This window comes from Duganella sp. AC917 (assembly GCF_979258245.1).
Genome location: NZ_OZ409848.1, coordinates 1,682,089 through 1,699,251, shown reverse-complemented (window position 1 = coordinate 1,699,251; position 17,163 = coordinate 1,682,089). Strand labels below are relative to the sequence as shown.

11 protein-coding genes are annotated in these 17,163 nt (G+C 64.3%); 4 read left to right on the top strand and 7 right to left on the bottom strand.

From position 1 onward, the window contains the following. The first annotated feature begins 16 nt into the window (after window positions 1-16). Together ACZ0BA_RS07475 and ACZ0BA_RS07470 are read left to right on the top strand one after the other, a co-directional pair. Window positions 17-556 carry an REP-associated tyrosine transposase gene (locus ACZ0BA_RS07475; RefSeq protein ID WP_463450691.1) on the top strand — a complete coding sequence of 180 codons (540 nt, stop codon included), beginning with the start codon at window positions 17-19 and terminating at the stop codon, window positions 554-556. Beyond that, window positions 553-1,362, top strand: a complete 810-nt coding sequence (locus ACZ0BA_RS07470) for a hypothetical protein (protein ID WP_463450690.1) — start codon at window positions 553-555, stop codon at window positions 1,360-1,362. The genes ACZ0BA_RS07475 and ACZ0BA_RS07470 overlap by 4 nt, the downstream gene beginning before the upstream one ends. A gap of 4 nt (window positions 1,363-1,366) precedes the next feature. Here ACZ0BA_RS07470 and ACZ0BA_RS07465 read toward each other — a convergent pair whose 3' ends face one another. The 7 genes from ACZ0BA_RS07465 to ACZ0BA_RS07435 form a co-directional block, all read right to left on the bottom strand. Continuing rightward, the gene (locus ACZ0BA_RS07465) at window positions 1,367-4,738 is read right to left on the bottom strand and encodes an exo-rhamnogalacturonan lyase family protein (RefSeq protein WP_463450689.1); all 3,372 of its coding nucleotides are present in this window, start codon (window positions 4,736-4,738) and stop codon (window positions 1,367-1,369) included. Window positions 4,739-4,755: 17 nt separating this feature from the next. Continuing rightward, the gene (locus tag ACZ0BA_RS07460) at window positions 4,756-7,344 is read right to left on the bottom strand and encodes a TonB-dependent receptor (protein WP_463450688.1); all 2,589 of its coding nucleotides are present in this window, start codon (window positions 7,342-7,344) and stop codon (window positions 4,756-4,758) included. Window positions 7,345-7,458: 114 nt separating this feature from the next. Then, window positions 7,459-8,403, bottom strand: a complete 945-nt coding sequence (locus ACZ0BA_RS07455; RefSeq protein WP_463454719.1) for a DUF4880 domain-containing protein — start codon at window positions 8,401-8,403, stop codon at window positions 7,459-7,461. After that, the gene (locus ACZ0BA_RS07450) at window positions 8,394-8,906 is read right to left on the bottom strand and encodes a sigma-70 family RNA polymerase sigma factor (protein WP_463450687.1); all 513 of its coding nucleotides are present in this window, start codon (window positions 8,904-8,906) and stop codon (window positions 8,394-8,396) included. The genes ACZ0BA_RS07455 and ACZ0BA_RS07450 overlap by 10 nt, the downstream gene beginning before the upstream one ends. A 55-nt stretch (window positions 8,907-8,961) precedes the next feature. Continuing rightward, window positions 8,962-11,655, bottom strand: a complete 2,694-nt coding sequence (locus ACZ0BA_RS07445) for a response regulator (protein WP_463450686.1) — start codon at window positions 11,653-11,655, stop codon at window positions 8,962-8,964. A 44-nt stretch (window positions 11,656-11,699) separates the two neighbouring features. Then, window positions 11,700-12,845, bottom strand: a complete 1,146-nt coding sequence (locus tag ACZ0BA_RS07440; protein ID WP_463450685.1) for a glycerate kinase — start codon at window positions 12,843-12,845, stop codon at window positions 11,700-11,702. An 11-nt stretch (window positions 12,846-12,856) separates the two neighbouring features. Beyond that, a complete protein-coding gene (locus ACZ0BA_RS07435) occupies window positions 12,857-14,179 on the bottom strand; it encodes an MFS transporter (protein WP_463450684.1) in 1,323 nt (440 codons plus the stop codon). A gap of 184 nt (window positions 14,180-14,363) precedes the next feature. Between ACZ0BA_RS07435 and ACZ0BA_RS07430 the strand changes: the two genes are divergently transcribed. Both ACZ0BA_RS07430 and ACZ0BA_RS07425 read left to right on the top strand, forming a co-directional pair. Beyond that, complete coding sequence (locus tag ACZ0BA_RS07430; RefSeq protein ID WP_463450683.1) at window positions 14,364-15,536, top strand: sugar diacid recognition domain-containing protein; 1,173 nt, start codon at window positions 14,364-14,366, stop codon at window positions 15,534-15,536. Between the two features lie 180 nt (window positions 15,537-15,716). Continuing rightward, entirely contained in the window at window positions 15,717-17,105 is a 1,389-nt protein-coding gene (locus ACZ0BA_RS07425) for an amino acid permease (protein ID WP_463450682.1), read from the top strand. Window positions 17,106-17,163: the final 58 nt, after the last annotated feature.

The window sequence follows — 17,163 nt, the reverse complement described above, 5'->3', positions numbered from 1 at the left end:
CTCCAAGGAGACTAACGTGGCCGACCGCAAACCTAAATATGCCGGGGGCGAAACACACTTCCTTACCCTCGTCACGGCGCGACGCGCACCGATATTCTACGCGCCGGAGACCCGGCTGATGCTACGCACCGCGATACAAAAGGTGCGCCAACGGCATCCGTTCGAGATCGTAGGTATGGTCGTCCTCCCCGATCACTTGCATGCGCTGTGCCGCCTTCCTCACAACGACAACGACTTCTCATTGCGATGGCGCCTGATCAAAACCCACATGACCCGTTACGCGGGACGCGGACAGCGGCTCTGGCAACAAGGCTATTCGGCACACGTGGTCCGCGACGAGCACGATTTTGCGTGTCATCTCGATTATTTACATCGGAATCCAGTCAAACACGGATTGGTCGAAAGGGTGCAGGATTGGCCGTGGTCGAGTTTTCATCGTTACGTCACGGCCGGGGTTTATCCGGCGAATTGGAGTGGATTGCCCGGGATGACCTCCATTTGTTCACAATCCCCCGCCATGATACGATCTGAAAAAAGCCACGAGGGAGACGGATGAAGCACCAATTTCTGGCCATCGACGAGGGCCATCAGAAGCTCTCGCTGATCGACACCACCAATCCCCGCTACGGCTGGACGCGCAGCCTGGCCGACTTTCCCGCCGCCCGCGATATGCAGCGCATCGGCCCAAACCGCGCCCTGATCGGCTTCGATCGCGGGTTCTTCGAACTCTCGATCTCCTCCGGCGAAGTCCTCGCCGCCTGCGACCGCTGGACCAACGTCACCGCAGCCCGCCGCATGGTCAATGGCGCCACCCTGGTCACCGGTCAGAATCTCGACGGCGCCGGCGGCATCAATGTGCTCACCCTCGATCGCGAGTACCGCCAGGTCTCCAGCACACGCCGTGACGGCGACTACGTGCGCCTGATGCGCACCACCGATCTTGGCACCTACCTGTTCTGCATGAACGACCACATTCTGGAAACCGACACCACGCTAATCGCGCTGAACGCGATGCGCGCGCCCGGCTTCGAGCACGCGTGGAAGGCCGAGCGCATGGCCGATGGCGCTACGCTGGTGTCGGCCGGCTATGGCGGCTTCATGGCGCGCTTCGACCGGCGCGGCAACCTGATATCCACGTTCGGCGGCACCAACGCCATGCCGGAGGACGTGTCGCCGTTTTTCTACGCGACCTTCCAGGTGCTCGACGACGGCCGCGTCCTGGTCGCCAATTGGCAGGGCCACGGACCCGAGAACGGCCACAAAGGCCGCCAGCTGCTGGAGTTCAGCGCGGCCGGAAAGCTGCTCGCCAGCTGGTCCGATCCACACAAGATCTCATCGCTACAGGGCATCCTGATCCTCTGACCGCTCAACCCACGCGCCGCACCTGGAAGTTCTCGATCTTCTGGCGCGACTGCGTGGTACGGAACCCGAAGTAGCCGCCGCCGGCGTGCGGACCGTCCGCCGTGAAGAACTCGCGGTCGTCGACATACAAACGCGTTCCTCTGGCGTCGACCACGATGCGAATACGGTACGGGTGATTGGACTTGAGCAGATATTCCGGCGTCAGATACTCCTGCAGCAGCTTGCGGTCGCCGCTGCCGTCGTAATAGCGGAAGCGCGACGTCGTATTCGTATTGCCGCCTATGCCGGCATAAAACATCGGCACCTTGTCGTAGTCTTCCAGCTTGCCCGACCGGCGGAACGGCTCTGGCGCCGCACCGCCTGCCAGTTGCGCCTCCCAGAAGAAGTTCAGATCCGACAAGCGCTCGTGCGGTTTGCCCTCGGCCAGGACGGTCCGCGTAAAACTGATTTCATAGTGGCCGATCAACTGCCTGCGCAGCCAGACCGTCAAACCACGGCTCGCGTCCAGCACCAGCGCGCGCGAAACCGCCTGCGCGGCCTTGCCGGCGTCGCCGGCCTCCGCTTCCACCGCCCATGCCTGCGGATCGAAGCGCTGGAAGTCGTCCTTGTACACGGTCGCGCTGGCCGAATCGAGCGCCATCATGGCCATCGCGCCAAGTCCCCATTGCGCGATGGCGTTGGTAGAAATCCTTGGCGCTTCTTCCACTTCCGTCAGCACCACGGGTGGCTTCACGCGCCGCGATACCAGATCCTTTTCCAACAGGCCCGCCCTACCCTCGTAGAACTGGGCCCAGGCCCGCTTGAGCATCGCCCGGTCCTGCCACTCCACCGCCGCATAAGCCAGCAGGCGCGCGTGGCCCTGCCCCAGATTTAGCTTGCCAAGATCCTGGCCAAGTTCCGCCTTTTGTTCCTTGTCGCTGGCGTTATACAGGCGGCAGTAGCGCAGCCAAGCATCCCGGAACCCCGGTTGGGGCACGGTGCGTATCAATTCGCTGCAAATCTCCGGCAAGCCGAAGACCGCGCTTAGATGCGACACGCTGATCTTCTTGTCGCGATCGACGACATAGGCGCCCGTGCGCAGGTCCATCACGCCGCCGCCGGCCAGGAAGCCGAGCGGCTGCGCGGCGATACTCGCCATGCTGGCCAACAGCTTGTCGCGGTACTGCGGCTTGCCGCTGCGCTCCCACTCGGTGAACCAGGCAGCGGCCACCGCGCCCCAGTCGGTACCGAAGGCGACGCTGGCAAAATTCTTCGGATCGTCCTTCGGCGCGACCTGGCCGATCTTGCGGCCGGGGATGACTGTGCGCAGGCGCTCAACGGCGTCGACTTGCTCGGTCAGCAAATCGCCGATCCGTTCGTCGGCCGTCAGGTAATACATGAAGCGGCGGTTGATCGCGGTCGAAATGCGCAACTGCTTGGCGCTGTCGCCCCAGTGCTGAACGCTGTGGCGCGACCCGAGCGGCGCGAACGGGCCGATATGGTGGACATCGACCTCGCCGGTGTGGCGCGTCATCGCCTCGGCCATGCGGAACACGTCGGCGCGGCCGCTGTGCAGGAAGTAGTGCCACAGCCAGATATCGGTGCTCAGCTCCGAGTTGTCCCAGGCGAAGCCGCCAACGTCGTAGCGCCAAACGTGACGCTGCTCGTCGTAGGTGTGCATCACATCGCCGTAATCCCAGAAGCCATACCATTTGCGGTACTCGACCTGGTTGCGGTAAAAGTCGAAACTCCACGCCAGTTGTTTTTCCAGCTTGGCCGCCTCCGCCGACGGGCGCTCCTGCGCTGGACTCCAGTATTCGCTGAACACGCCCGCCCGATACAGGCGCGCGGGCGTCGCCAGCAACTGGGGCGGAGACTGGATGCGGCGGCTGATATCCACCAGCGCATCGGCGGACGGCGTCGCCGGCAGCAGCTGCCATTCCAGTTCGCTGGTGCGGGCGACGCCATAAGGCGTGCCGAATTCCGGTTCGTAGTCTTCGTACGTGATGTCAAGCGCGGCGCGCTGCTTCTCGAACGTGTCCTCGCCCATGCCGTCATGGTAGAAGCGCAAGTCCATCGCCGACGCCTTGGGCGCCCACAGCCACATGGTGACGGTGGCAAGCGAGGTTTCCGCGCCGCTGATGTCGATCTGGCCCGGATAGCTTTGCCAGAAATTGCGCACGCCGAAAGCGACGCCGCCGTCCGGCGTGCCGACGTAGCCGGTGCCCGTCGCGCGCGCCCCGGTGGCGGCGTGTATCCAGCCCTGGCCAGCCTTGGTGCGCTTGCTGATCGAGAAACCGTCGGGATGCGATTGCAGCAGCGTGTAGTGGCCGAACGCCGGAATATAAGGCAGTCCCTTGGTCACCGCCGCCGACATATCCTTCAACGGCACCTCGCGGCCGGACAACTGGGCGTCGTAGACCGCCTGGCCGGCGTCGCGGCGCAAACCGGTCAGGCCTCGCACCGCCTCGCCAAACACGCCGCCGTTATCGCCGACAAAGCGGATATGGCGATCGTGCAGAGGGTTGGCCAGCGGCACGCCGAAGCGCAGACCGACGCCGCGAATATAAGCTTTGGCCGGATCGGCGTCGTACACCAACGTGTGGACCAGGCGAACCGTGTCCGAATTCTTGTAGAAGTAGAGACGAACCACGAACGGCAGCAGTTTGGCGCCATCCGCGTGCCGGTGGCTTCCTTCGACTCGGACCACCGCGCGCAGCGGCCCGTTCTGCTCCAGCGTCACCTTGTCGATGGCGCCTTCGTACAAGCGGCGTCTGGCGCCCGCCGATTCATCATCGATGGCGTCGTCCACCAGCAGCATCAGCCGGCCGTCGCGCAGCAACGCTTTGCCCGATCGCTTCATCGCCGTCACCAGAACACTGCCCGAGCGAGGCAGTGCGCATTGCAGCACGCCGGTATCGATGTCGATGCCGCCGGCACCGTCCTTGGCCAGCAATGCGCCGGAGGCGGCAACCGTGGACGCTTCGGCGCCGATCAGGGGATGCAACATGTAGCCTGGGTCCGGTTTGCCGCCGCCGGCATCCGGCGGCAGCGCGTGCGCCGACCATTTGAGCGTGCCGTCCGGCCAGTAGGCCAGCGGCCAGGATTGCACCGCCGTCACGAGACCTTTTCCGGCAGTGCGCAACTCGAACGCGGCATCTTTCGGCACCCTGCCCTGCGGCCATGGCACACCCCAGGTGGCGCCGCCAAAGCTGGCGGGCGCACCGTCGAGCCAATGGAGCGCCGTCTCGCCGTCGGACTGCGGGACGGCCGCGCCGGCACCCGCGGCCTCCGCTGCAAACGCCTGGCCTGGCAAGACGTCGGCCAGCACGGCGACGCCGCCCGTCAGCAAGGACGCCAGTTTAAGAAATTGACGCCGTTCCAGTGAATCGCTCATTTGCCGCCGCTCCGTACTTAGTATTTGTAGCCCAGGGTCGCACCGATGGTGCGCGACTCGCCCAGCCAGCCCCAGACCGTTCCATAGTCGCCGCTGGAGAGGCGGCGGTAATAGGTCTTGTTGAAGGCGTTGTTGACCCAGAGCGAGGCGCTCCAGTCGCCGCGTTGGAGCTTACCACCGGTGCCTGCCGAAAACGAGGCCAGGCCGTAACTACTCACGCGCGTGAGCGAAGAATTGTCCACTGTTCCGTACATCCAGCCGCGATAGGAATAGCGTGCGCCGACGAAGTTGTTCAGGCCATTTTCAGTGCGCCAGCTATAGCGCGCGCTGGCGTTCCACGTCACCTTCGGCGCGTTGAACACGCGCTGGCCGGTCAGGTTGCACGATGGCGGCGGCTTGGGCGACAACGTCACCTCCGGCGCGCAACGCGCATTGTCGTAATCGGTATAGGTCGCGTCGTTGTAGACGGCGGCAAAATCGACGTCCAGGTTGCGCGTGAGCGCCGCACGGATGCTGGTTTCGGCGCCGCGCGAGCGGAAGCTGCCTGCGTTCATCAGGTAGGTCTGCTGGTCGTCAGGATTGTAGCCCTGCGTCTGGAAGTCGCTGATCTCGGTCAGGAATACATCGGCCTTCACCGTCACTTTGTCATCCCACAGCGAACCTTTCACACCCAATTCGGCGGTCCTGGTCTTCTCGGGTTTGATGTAAAGCGAATCGTTGCCGGCCTGCCGCGCCGCGCCGGCCGAGACGTTGAGGCCACCGGACTTCTCGCCGTACGAGCCGGCCAGATAGCTGCTCCATTCAGGCGCAATCTGGTACTTCAGCACCAAGGTCGCCGATGGCAGCTGATGGTATTCCTTCAGATTGCCCGAATTGAAGGCGACACGGTTCAAACGCACGAACTGGCCGCTCTTTTCTTCATAGTTAAAGCGCAGGCCCCCGTTCAAATCCCAGCGCGGCGCGATATGCCAGGTGCCCTGCGCGTACGGCGACAGCATGTGGTCGCGCAGTGTCCCAAACCGTATCACGTCAAGGTTGTTGTAGGACGCCGAAGCGTAGTACACCCCGGCCAGCGTGCCGGCCGCATAGCGCGTATGCGCCTCCGTATCCAGGTTCTGGCCCAGATAGTTCAGGCCGACGGCATAGTCGTAATCCTCGCCGACCGGCGATTCAAGCCGCAGCTCCTGCGACCACGTGTGATCGCGCACCTGGGTGCCGGTGTTGTTGTAGATGTTGACGCTAAAGCCGTCGGCCGTGGTGGGATCGGTACGGAAGTAGCGGACGGACGTTACGGACCGCACCTTGTAGCCGCTATCGAGTTGCCAATCCGCGACGGCCGACGCGCCACCCTGCACTACGTGGACCCGGTTTTCATCGTCCAGATCGACCTGCGGGCCGAACACGATGTGATTGCCGATGGTCTTGGACTTCGCCACGTAGCCGTCCGTACCGCTGAACACATTGGTGACCAGCAGCACCGGCGTCGGTTTGCTGTTGGTGTTGCTATAGTCCGCGCTCAAACGCAGCCGAAATGCGTCGCCCTGCTTGTACAGCAGCTGTCCGCGCGCTCCCGTGCTGGACGAGCCGTTCAGATGATGGCCGTTGCGGACGTTGGTAACCGCGCCATCGTTATTGCTGTAGACCAGATTCAGGCGCCCCGCCCAATTGTCGGACAACGGTCCGGATACCATCGCCCGGCCGCGCGCATAGCCATTCTGCCCGACCGACACCGAGGTCGACGCCTCCGGCGTGTACGAGGGCTCCTGCGTATGGATATTCAGTACGCCGCCGGTGGCGTTGGCGCCGAAGGCCGCGCCCTGCGCGCCGCTCAGCACCTCGGCATAGGCGATGTCGCCCAGGCCATTTCCCAGCATGCCGGCGCGCGCAAGGTACACGTTGTCGACGTAAATCGCCACGCTGCTCGGCATGCCGATATTGGAGTCGCCGCTGGCCTGGCCGCCGCCGTCGCCAACGCCACGGATGGTGATCTGCGTGTCCGACGGATCGGTGCTTTGTATGACCAGGCCCGGTATCAGCTGCTGCAAATCCTCGAGCGTCGTCAAGTTCTGCCGCTCGGCCTCCTCGCCGGTGACGCGATACGACGATGTCGGCGCGCGCTGGATGTTGTCGGTCTCCTGGTCGGCGCCATTGCGGCGGGCGCCTTTGACCGTGACCCGCGCCAGCACCTCGGTCGTCGGCGTCGGCGCCGCGGCGACGGCTGCAGCGGGCTGGCGCAGCGATGTCTGCACGATTGGGGCCTGGACCGGCGTGGCCTGGCGCACAGGCGCCACAGGTGCCGGCGCCCGGCGGATCGTCAGCGTGCGGCCGCTGGTGGCCAGCTCGAAGCCAGTGCCTTCCAGCGCCCGCGTGATCGCCTCGGTGGCGCTGAAATTGCCGCTGACGGGCGCCGAGCGCGCCGCCTCCAGCAGCTTAGGATCGTAGGCCAGCGCCACGCCGCTTTCGGCGGCGATGCGCAGCAGCGTTTTATCGAGCGGCGCGCCGGCCAGTTGATATGGCTGACGCGTGGCGTCCTGCGCCAACGCGGCCGGCAACGCGAGCAATTGGGTGGCGGCCAGGATGGCCAGCATGTGGTGTGGTTTCTTCAAGACGTGCCTCACGAGAGTGGTTACGCACCTCAACCGAGGCGCTTCACAACACATGTGCGGCGAGAATCCAAAAGCGTCAGCAGGTTGCAAAATATTTTTATCGAAACCCGGCGATCAGCTCAGAACCGCGACGTAGCGGCCGTAACGCGTGACCTTGACGGGCAGCGCGGCGGCCACCTGCGCCAGCGCACCATCGATATCGTCGAGCCGGAATACGCCGCTGATTTGCCGCGTCGCCGCTTTTCCGGTGGCGCGCAGCAGTCCGGCGCGATAGCGGCCAAAGACCTCCATCAGCTCCGTCAGCGGAAGGCGGTCGGCGACAAACACGCCGCGCGTCCAGGCGCTGGCGGCGGCGAACGACAATTCGCTGGCCTGTACACCGTGGCGGTCGAAATAGACGGTTTGGCCGGCCTCGATGGGCACGGCGGCGCGTCCCGCAGCTCGCAGCAGCACGCTGCCCGCGCCCACCGACACCACGCTGCGCTCGCGCAGGCGGCCGACATGGAATACCGCGCCGCTGGCGACAACGGCGCCGTGCGCGGTGCTGACGGTATGGATGCCGGACGATCGCGGCGCGGCCTTGAGTAGCAGTTGCCCCTGCCGCAGATCCAGCACAGGCGTGCCGACTTTGCCGGCCAGGTAGATGCGGCTGTCCGCATCGTAGGCCAACGCCGTGCCGTCGGCCAGCACGCCGGCGCCGCGTTCACCGACGGCGCTGCGCCAGTCGGCGTCCAGCCCAAGTCCATGCGTAGCTTCGCGCAGGCCCCAGCCGCCGACGCCCAGCACCAGCAATCCGAAAGCGGCGCGCAATGCCTGCCGCCGCTCCACCGATGGCGCCCGCAGCGCATGCGCCATTGCCGCGGACGCGCGCGTTCCGCCGCCGCCCATGTGCGCCAGCCGTTCCTGCAATGCGTCCCAGGCCCGCGCATTGTCCGCAGTGGCGCCTAGCCAGCGCTCGAATGCGCGCAGCTCGCCGTCCTCGGCGCCGCCCTCTCGCAGGCGCACCTCCCACATGACCGCCTGTCGTTGCGGCGACGCCGCCGACGCCATCACGCGCACTCGCAGCAAGCCATCAAGGCCTGCGCGACATATTTGCGAACCATGCTCACGGAAACACCGAGGCGCTGCGCGATCTCGGCATACCCAAGCTCCTCGAACTGGCTGAGAATAAAGGCTTCGCGCGCCTTGGCACTCACGCGTTCGAGCGCGGCGTCGATGCGCAGCAGCTCATCGACCGCCACGCATATCTCCTCGGGCGAGGCATCGAACTGCTCGGGGACCAGCGCCAGCTCCGCCAGATAATCCCGTTCCAGGTCGCGCCGGCGCCAGAACTCATAGGTCAGGCGCCGGGCGATGGTCGTCAACAGCGCGCGTGGCTGGCGAATATGGCTCACGTCATCGAGTCCCGCCAACTCCGTGAATGCCGATGCGGCCAGGTCCTCGGCATCGTTGCGCGAGCCGACCAGCCGCTGCATGCTGGCGGTCAGCCAGCCGTAGCTGCGGCGGAATTCACTGCCCAGGAAAGTGTCGCGCGCGGCGGAAGCGTAGGAAACGGTACTCATGGCCGCCAATATAAACGGGCGGCTTGCGTAATAAAACGAACAATTCCGCTCTAGCTTATTCGGAAATCAGCCGACGCTGGATCGTCGCGAACATTTGCTCCACATCGATCGGCTTGGCGATGAAGTCATCCATGCCGGCGGCGATGCACTGTTCGCGCTCGGACGCCATCACCCCCGCCGTCATGGCGATCACCGGCAGTTGAAGGCGCAGTTCCTGGCGTATCAGGCGGGTGGCGGTAAAGCCGTCCATCACAGGCATCTGCACGTCCATCAGCACCAGGTCATAGCGCTCCGCGCGCAGCAGCGCCACCGCGACAGCGCCGTTTTCGGCCACCGCCACCACCGCCCCGGCCTGTTCGAGGATACCCTTGGCGACGTTCTGATTGATCGGATTGTCCTCGACCAGCAGCACGCGAATACCGTTCAGCTGCGGCAAGGACGGCGCCTCGGCGACGCCGGCCACACCTGATTCGCGCTGCGCCAGCGCCGTCTGCACCGCGTCGAACAGACTGGAAGACGTCACCGGTTTCATCAGATAGGCTGAAGTGGGCGCGTCCGCCAGATCCTCCATCAATTTGCCGCGTCCATAGGCGTTGACCATGCAAACCACCGGAACGCTGGCATCGGCCATCTGCGACTGGATCGCCTTGATCGTCTCGACGCCGTCCATGCCGGGCATATGCCAATCGACCAGCACCACGTCGTAGACGGTCCCGCCGCCCAGGCGGGCAAGCGCTTCCGGCCCGGAGGCCACGCTGTCGCACCGCCAGTTCCACGCCTCGATGGTCTTGCAGATGAAAGAACGGCTGGTGTGATTGTCGTCCACCACCAGCAGGCGCAAGCCGGCAGCCGTCGCCCGCGCCGCGGGCGCCGGATCGTCCGCCGACGCATCGGCCTCCATCATCGGCAACGTGAAGCGAAACTCGCTGCCGGCGCCGGGGATGCTGCGGACCTCGATGTCGCCGCCCAGCAGCTCCACCAGTCCCTTGGAAATGGTCAGACCCAGTCCGGTGCCGCCAAAGCGCCGCGTGGTCGACAGATCGCCCTGCGTAAACGGCGAGAACAAGCGCGCCAGCTGGTCCTCGCTCATGCCGATGCCGGTGTCGCGCACGGTAAAGCCCAAAGTGAGCGGCAGGCGTGTCACCAGTTCGACCAGCACCGACACTTCCCCGCGTTCGGTGAACTTGATCGCGTTGCCGGCAAGGTTGACCAGCACCTGCTGCAAGCGCAAGGCGTCGCCCACCAGCACGCGCGGCACGTCCGGCTCGACGCCGATACACAATTCCAGATCCTTGTCGCCAGCGCTGACGCTCATGATGGTCGCCAGCGCGTGCAGCACTTCGTCCAGCTTGAAGCGCACCGGATGCATTTGCACCTTCCCGGCCTGCATCTTCGAGTAGTCGAGAATGTCGTTGAGGATGCCCAGCAGCGACTGGCCGGACGCCCGTATCATGTCCAGATAGCGCGCCTGCTCGGGCGACAGCCCGGTGGTGCCCAACAAGTGGGCCATGCCCAGCACCGCGTTCATCGGCGTGCGCAGCTCATGGCTCATATTGGCGACAAAAACGTCCTTGGCCGCGTTGGCGGTCTGCGCCTGCCTGACCGCCGATTGCAGTTGCAGCGTGCGTTGTTCGATCAGGTTTTCCAGGTGATGGCGATAGCGCAGCAGTTCCGCTTCGACCGTACGCAATGTCACGATGGCGTCGTCGGCCTCGCGAAAGCTCAAACGCTGTGGCGGCGCAATCGTGGTGGCAGTGCCACCATTGCCTGCGAGCCTGACCACGGCCGACGACAAAGCGCTGACGGAATTGGAGATACTGCGCGCGAAGTACCACGCCACGCCGAAGCCGGCGGCCACCAGCAGAAGCAGGAAAAGACCGATCCACTTGATCGACTCCAGCATCTCCGACAGCACCACGCTACGCGGCACGCCGATGACGACGGCCCAATTGCTGGTCACCGAGCGGCTGAACATCGAATACACGGGAATGCCCTCGAGGGTGATGGCTTCGATCGCGTCCTCCAGCTTCAACGGCAGCTTGGCCAGCAGCGACGGCGACGCTTTGTGGCCGACAAACCTGGCCGCTTCGTGGGTGCGCGCGACAATCACGCCGCGCGAATCGAGAATGGCGATCACGCGGTCCGGCGGCAAGCGCTGTTCGTTGAGCACCTTGCCCAGGCGCTCAGGCACATACGCGGTGGAGATGACGTAAATGACTTGGTCATCGCGGATCACCGGCACGTGCACCGCCACCAGCGGCCGTTTCAACGCGCCGCCGATGAACAGGTCGGAAATCACCGGTTTGCCTGTTTCGAACACCTTCTCGATACGCGCCGCGCTGCCCGGATCGGGCAACAGCGGGCCATAAGGCCGCACGGTGTTCATCAGCTGTACCGAATTGCGGTCGCTCAGGACGAAATTAAAGCCGGGGAATTCGGGACGCAGCACCTTGGCGGCCTGCTTGTAGAAGCCGGCGATGTCGCCGCTATCGAGGCTGGGCGAGTTCGCCAGCGCCAGCGCCACGGTGCTGCCGGTGTTCAGATCGCGGTCCACCGCCTGGATCAACGCGCGCGCGGTGATCAGCGTGTCCTGGCGAATCTGGGTGCGCTCCCGTTCGTAGAAATTATCGGTCAGTAGCGCAAACCCGATGATGGCCGGTAATGCGCAGGCCCAAACCAGACTATATATCTGCGATCTGATGGTTGGCAACGTGGCCACGTAACTCGGGTTCCCACGGTCCTGCGCCATAAAAGGTCCTTCCTGACCGGTGTCTTACACAGGAAGAAACTTTATCACAACACCAGCGTGCTACCCAAGCGCAACACGGCGGCGATGTTGCGCGCCGACACGCGCACATTGCGCGCCGCGTCCGCCAGCGCCTGCTCGACCGTGCAAGGACGGCTGACGGCGCCGAACACGGCGTCTATCCCGTGCTCGTGCACCGCCGCCGCGCCCGGCGCCAGGCAGCCGGCGATCGCGATCACCGGTTTGCCGTGGCGCCGCGCCACCCGCGCCACGCCCACCGGCGTTTTGCCGTGGATGGTCTGGCTGTCGATGCGGCCTTCGCCGGTGATGACCAGATCGGCGTCCGCCACGGCGGCGTCGAGGCCCACGGCGGCGGTCACGATCTCGCTGCCTGGACGCAGACGGCCGCCCAGAAACACCAGCATGGCCGCGCCGATGCCGCCGCCCGCGCCGGCGCCCGGCACGTCGGCCACCGGCCGTTGCAGATCGCGGGCGATGATGTCGGCGTAGTGGCGCAAGCCGGCGTCCAGCAGTTCGATCATGTCCGGCGTCGCGCCTTTTTGCGGCCCGAAGATGTGCGAGGCGCCCTGCGGTCCCACCAGCGGATTACTGACATCGCAGGCGACATCGAACACGCAATCGGCGATACGGGCGTCGAGTCCCGACAGGTCGATCCTGTCGAGCGTCGCCAGCGCGCCGCCGCCCGGCGCCAGATCGTTGCCGGCGCTGTCCAGCAGGCGCCCGCCCAGCGCTTGCAGCATGCCGGCGCCGCCGTCGTTGGTCGCGCTGCCGCCCACGCCCAGCACGAAGCGCCGGGCGCCGGCATCGAGCGCATCGCGTATCAGTTCACCGGTGCCGTAACTGGTGGTGCGCATCGGATCGCGCAGCGCTACCGGCACCAGTTCCAGCCCGCTGGCGGCGGCCATCTCGATCACCGCCGTCTCGCCGTCACCCATCATGCCGTAGAACGCCGATACCGGCTCGCCAAGCGGACCGCGCACGCGCAGTTCGACCAGGCGCCCGCCGCTGGCGTCGATCATCGCCTGCACGGTGCCCTCGCCGCCGTCGGCCACCGGCAGCTTGAGATACTCGGCATCGGGGAATATCTCGCGGAAGCCGGCCTCGATCTCGGTGGCCACGGCCATCGCCGACAGGCTTTCTTTATACGAATCAGGCGCTATGACGATTTTCATCGCTACTCCCATTATCGGTTGACCAGCCTGGCCGGCACACGCAGCACCAGTATCGCACCCAGCAGCATCACGCTCGACAGAATATACAGCGCCACGTCGGTGCTCTGGGTCGCATCCTTGATCCAACCGACCAGGAAAGGGCTGACGAAACCGGCGATCTGGCCAAGCGAATTGATCAGCGCAAGCCCGCCTGCGGCCGCCGCGCTGCCCAGGAAGGCCGCCGGCAACGCCCAGAACATCGACAGTGCCGCCAGCGCGCCCATGGTCGCCATGCTCAGACCGGCGATGACGATCACCGGATTGCTGGAGAAATTGGCGGCCAGGGTCAGGCCTACCAGTCCCATCAGCATTGGCACGGTCACGTGCCAGCGGCGCTCGCCGTGGCGGTCTGCCGAGCGCCCGGCCCAGATCATGAACACGGCGGCAAACAGATACGGCACCGCGCTCAACCAGCCGACCGTGACGGCGCTCTGATAGCCGAGCGACTTGATAATCGATGGCAGCCAGAAATTGATCGCGTACACCCCCATCTGGATACAGAAGTAGATCACGCCCAGCATCCACACGTTACCGTTGCGTACCACGTCGCCAAACGACTGGCCGACCGTGCTGGTGGACTGCCGCTGTTTTTCATCGGCCGCCAGCGCATCCTCCATCGCGCGCTTTTCGTCGGCGTTGAGCCATTTGGCCTGCGAAATACCGTCGTTGAGATAAAAATAGACGGCAATGCCCAGCAGCACGGTCGGCACGCCCTGCAGCAGGAACAGCCACTGCCATCCCATCATGCCGCCCTGCCCGGCCGAAAAGTGCGCCAGCATCCAGCCCGACAGCGGGCCGCCGATCAGGCCGGAGATCGGAATCGCCGACATGAACAGCGCCATCACCTGGCCGCGTTTCTGCGAAGGGAACCAATGCGTGAAGTACAACACCATGCCCGGGAAGAAGCCGGCCTCGGCAACGCCGGTAAAGAAGCGCAGCACATAGAACGACAGCGGCGTGCTCACGAACAGCATGCAGGCGGACAAGGCGCCCCACGCGACCATCATCACTGCGATCCAGCGCCGCGCGCCCAGTTTATGAAGGATGAGGTTGCTCGGCACGCCGCTCAGCACGTAGCCGATGAAGAAGATGCCGGCGCCCAGGCCGTACACCGTATTGCTCAGCTTGAGCGCGTCAAGCATCTCCAGCTTGGCAAAGCCGACGTTGACGCGGTCGAGGTAGTTAAAAAAGTAGCAGACGAAGATAAACGGTATCAGGTGCCACGTCGCCTTCTTGTACGCCCCCTCGAGGACGGATGTCGCAGGCGATTGCGCGGCGATGGACGGATTGCTCATTCCAGGTCTCCTAAGATTTTTATAGTGGAGCTGATTATCTGGAATCGTACGCAAAAAAACATCGGCCAAACGCACGATTAATCGCGGGTAGCAAGGCAATTTATAGGGCGTTTGCACAAATATTTCCCCAATAAAAGAGTAGAATCACCCGAATAGTTGGAAAAATATCCCAATAAAAAACACCATGAGCATACTAAGCACCCAGCTGGCGCAAGACATCGTCACCCGCACGATGAAAATCATCCCGTACAACGTCAACGTCATGGATGTCAGCGGCAGCATCATCGCCAGCGGCAATCCCGCGCGGATCGGAGAGCTGCACACGGGCGCCATGCTGGCGTTGGCCAAGAAGCTCGGCGTCGAAATCGACGAAGCCGGCGCCCGCAACATGCATGGTGCGCAGCCCGGCATCAACCTGCCGCTGACGGTGAATGGCCAGCTGTGCGGCGCGGTGGGCCTGAGCGGCGCACCCGACGAGGTACGTCAATTTGGCGAGCTGGTGCGCCTGACGGCCGAAATGATCCTCGAACAGGCGCAACTAACTGGCGAATTGCAGCGCGATAGCCGCTATCGGGAAGCATTTGTCCTCAAACTCATCAATGATGACAACACAGACCATGCGGGACTGGACGCGTGGGCGCGGCGGCTGGGCGTCGATTTCGACCGTCCCCACCTGGTCTTCGTCCTCGAGGTGGACGACAAGGCGGCCGGCACGGTCGAAGCGCTGACCGAAATCCAGCGTCTGCAAATGCGCATGATGACGCGCCAACCGTCCGCGCTGACAGCGGCGGCCAGCTCGCACGAAATGGTCATTCTCGACTTTTACGACACCGCCAAAAGCCAGGCGGCCGGGCCGGCCCCGGACATCCAGGCGCGGGCGCAAAAGCGGCTGCGATCGCTGTCGGCGCTGCTGAAGGAAGAAGGCGGCGACGCCCATACCTTGGCGATGGGCATCGCCCTGACCGGCATCGAGGGCGTCGCCATTTCCTACCAAAGCGCGCGCGCCGCTGCGCGCATCGGCCGCGCGCGCCAGCCGCGGGGCAACCGCTTCAGCTATTACGAGCAGGCGCTGCCGGTGCTACTGTCCGGCCTTGGCTCAGGCTGGCAGGCGGAGCAATTAAAGCTGCCGATCGCCCGCCTGAAGGCGCAGGACAAAAGCAAGGAACTGCTGCAGCGCACGCTAGAAGCCTGGTTCACGCACGACGGCCACCCGGCGGCGACAGCCGGAGCGCTGCACATACACCGCAACACGTTGGACTACCGGCTGCGCCGCATCGGCGAGATCACCGGCCTCGACCTAGGGCGGCTGGAAGACCGCTTCCTGCTGTACGCCTCCGCGCTGCTCACAGACAAATAACCCCCGGGGTCAAGTCTGTCATTCGGACACGGCCTCATCAATCAGATGCATTATTACACTACAGCAAGGCAATATTTCATAGCAAGTTCCTGTATCATTTGGCGGCGCCGCGATCCGGCGCGAGGGGTAGCCCCCCACACCACAGAGACAGACAAACACAAAAATAAATGGAGCCCAATTTTGAGCCTTTTTAGAACGAAGAATCTGGATGAGATGATCGCCAACGCCCGCAAACCCGGCGGCTTGGCCAAGGTGCTTGGTCCCTTCGACCTGATATTGATGGGCATAGGCGCCATCGTCGGTACCGGCATTTTCGTGCTGACCGGCACCGGCGCCGTCACCGCCGGCCCCGCCCTGACCCTGTCGTTCATCGTCGCCGCCGTCGCCTGCGGCTTCGCCGCGCTGTGTTATGCCGAGTTCGCCTCCACCGTGCCGGTCGCCGGCTCGATCTACACCTACACCTATGCCACGCTGGGCGAACTGGCCGCCTGGATGATCGGCTGGGACTTGCTGCTCGAATACGGGCTGGCGACATCGGCCGTCTCGGTCGGCTGGTCGGGCTACTTCCAGTCGCTGATCGCCGGCTTCGGCCTGCACCTGCCGACGGTGCTCACCGCCGCGCCCGGCGCGCTGCCCGGCGTCACCACATGGATCAACCTGCCGGCGCTGATCATCATGCTGGTGCTGACGGCCATGCTGAGCTGGGGCGTGCGCGAATCGGCCCGCCTGAACAACGTCATGGTCGCCATCAAGGTCGGCGTGGTGTTGCTGTTCATCGTTGTCGGCGCGCGCCACGTGCAGCCGGCCAACTGGCAGCCCTTCATGCCTTACGGCTACAACGGCATGCTGAGCGCGGCCGCGCTGGTGTTCTTTGCCTTCATCGGATTCGACGCGGTGACGTCGGCCGCCGAGGAAGTCAAGCGTCCCGAGCGCGACCTGCCGATCGGCATCATCGGCTCGCTGGCGGCGTGCACGATCCTGTACGTGGTGGTGTCGGCGATAATGACCGGCATCGTGCCCTACCAGCAATTCCTCGGCATCGATCATCCGGTCTCGCTGGCGCTCAAATATGCCGGTGAAAACTGGGTCGCCGGCTTCGTCGACCTCGGCGCCATCCTCGGCATGACCACGGTGATACTGGTGATGGCGTACGGCCAGACCCGCGTGATCTACGCCATGTCGCGCGACGGCTTGCTGCCGAAGCGTCTGTCCACTGTGCATCCACGCTTCCATACGCCGTTCTTCGCGACGTGGCTGGTGGGTATCGTGTTTGGCCTGATCGCCGCCGTTGTTCCGCTGAACATCCTTACCGAGCTGATCAATATCGGCACCCTGGCTGCGTTCAGCCTGGTGGCGATTGCGGTGGTGATCCTGCGCAAAAAGCGTCCCGACCTCAAGCGCGCCTTCCGCTGCCCCGGCGTGCCGGTGATTCCCGCGCTGGCGGTGATCTTCTGCGTCATGCTGATGACTTACCTGAGCTGGCACACCTGGGTCGCCTTCATCATCTGGATGGCGATCGGCCTGGTCATCTACTTCGGTTACGCCCGCAAGCATTCGGCGATGAATTAAGCGCGTTAGCGTTTGACCAAAAAAATCCGGCGCGCCCACTTGGACGCGCCGGATTTTT

What these genes read in the sequence shown, in the direction of transcription:
- ACZ0BA_RS07470 (WP_463450690.1), top strand. Translation starts at nt 553, where the DNA reads ATGAAGCACCAATTTCTGGCCATCGACGAGGGCCATCAGAAGCTCTCG.
- ACZ0BA_RS07465 (WP_463450689.1), bottom strand. Translation starts at nt 4,738, where the DNA reads ATGAGCGATTCACTGGAACGGCGTCAATTTCTTAAACTGGCGTCCTTG.
- ACZ0BA_RS07450 (WP_463450687.1), bottom strand. Translation starts at nt 8,906, where the DNA reads ATGAGTACCGTTTCCTACGCTTCCGCCGCGCGCGACACTTTCCTGGGC.
- ACZ0BA_RS07445 (WP_463450686.1), bottom strand. Translation starts at nt 11,655, where the DNA reads ATGGCGCAGGACCGTGGGAACCCGAGTTACGTGGCCACGTTGCCAACC.
- ACZ0BA_RS07440 (WP_463450685.1), bottom strand. Translation starts at nt 12,845, where the DNA reads ATGAAAATCGTCATAGCGCCTGATTCGTATAAAGAAAGCCTGTCGGCG.
- ACZ0BA_RS07435 (WP_463450684.1), bottom strand. Translation starts at nt 14,179, where the DNA reads ATGAGCAATCCGTCCATCGCCGCGCAATCGCCTGCGACATCCGTCCTC.
- ACZ0BA_RS07430 (WP_463450683.1), top strand. Translation starts at nt 14,364, where the DNA reads ATGAGCATACTAAGCACCCAGCTGGCGCAAGACATCGTCACCCGCACG.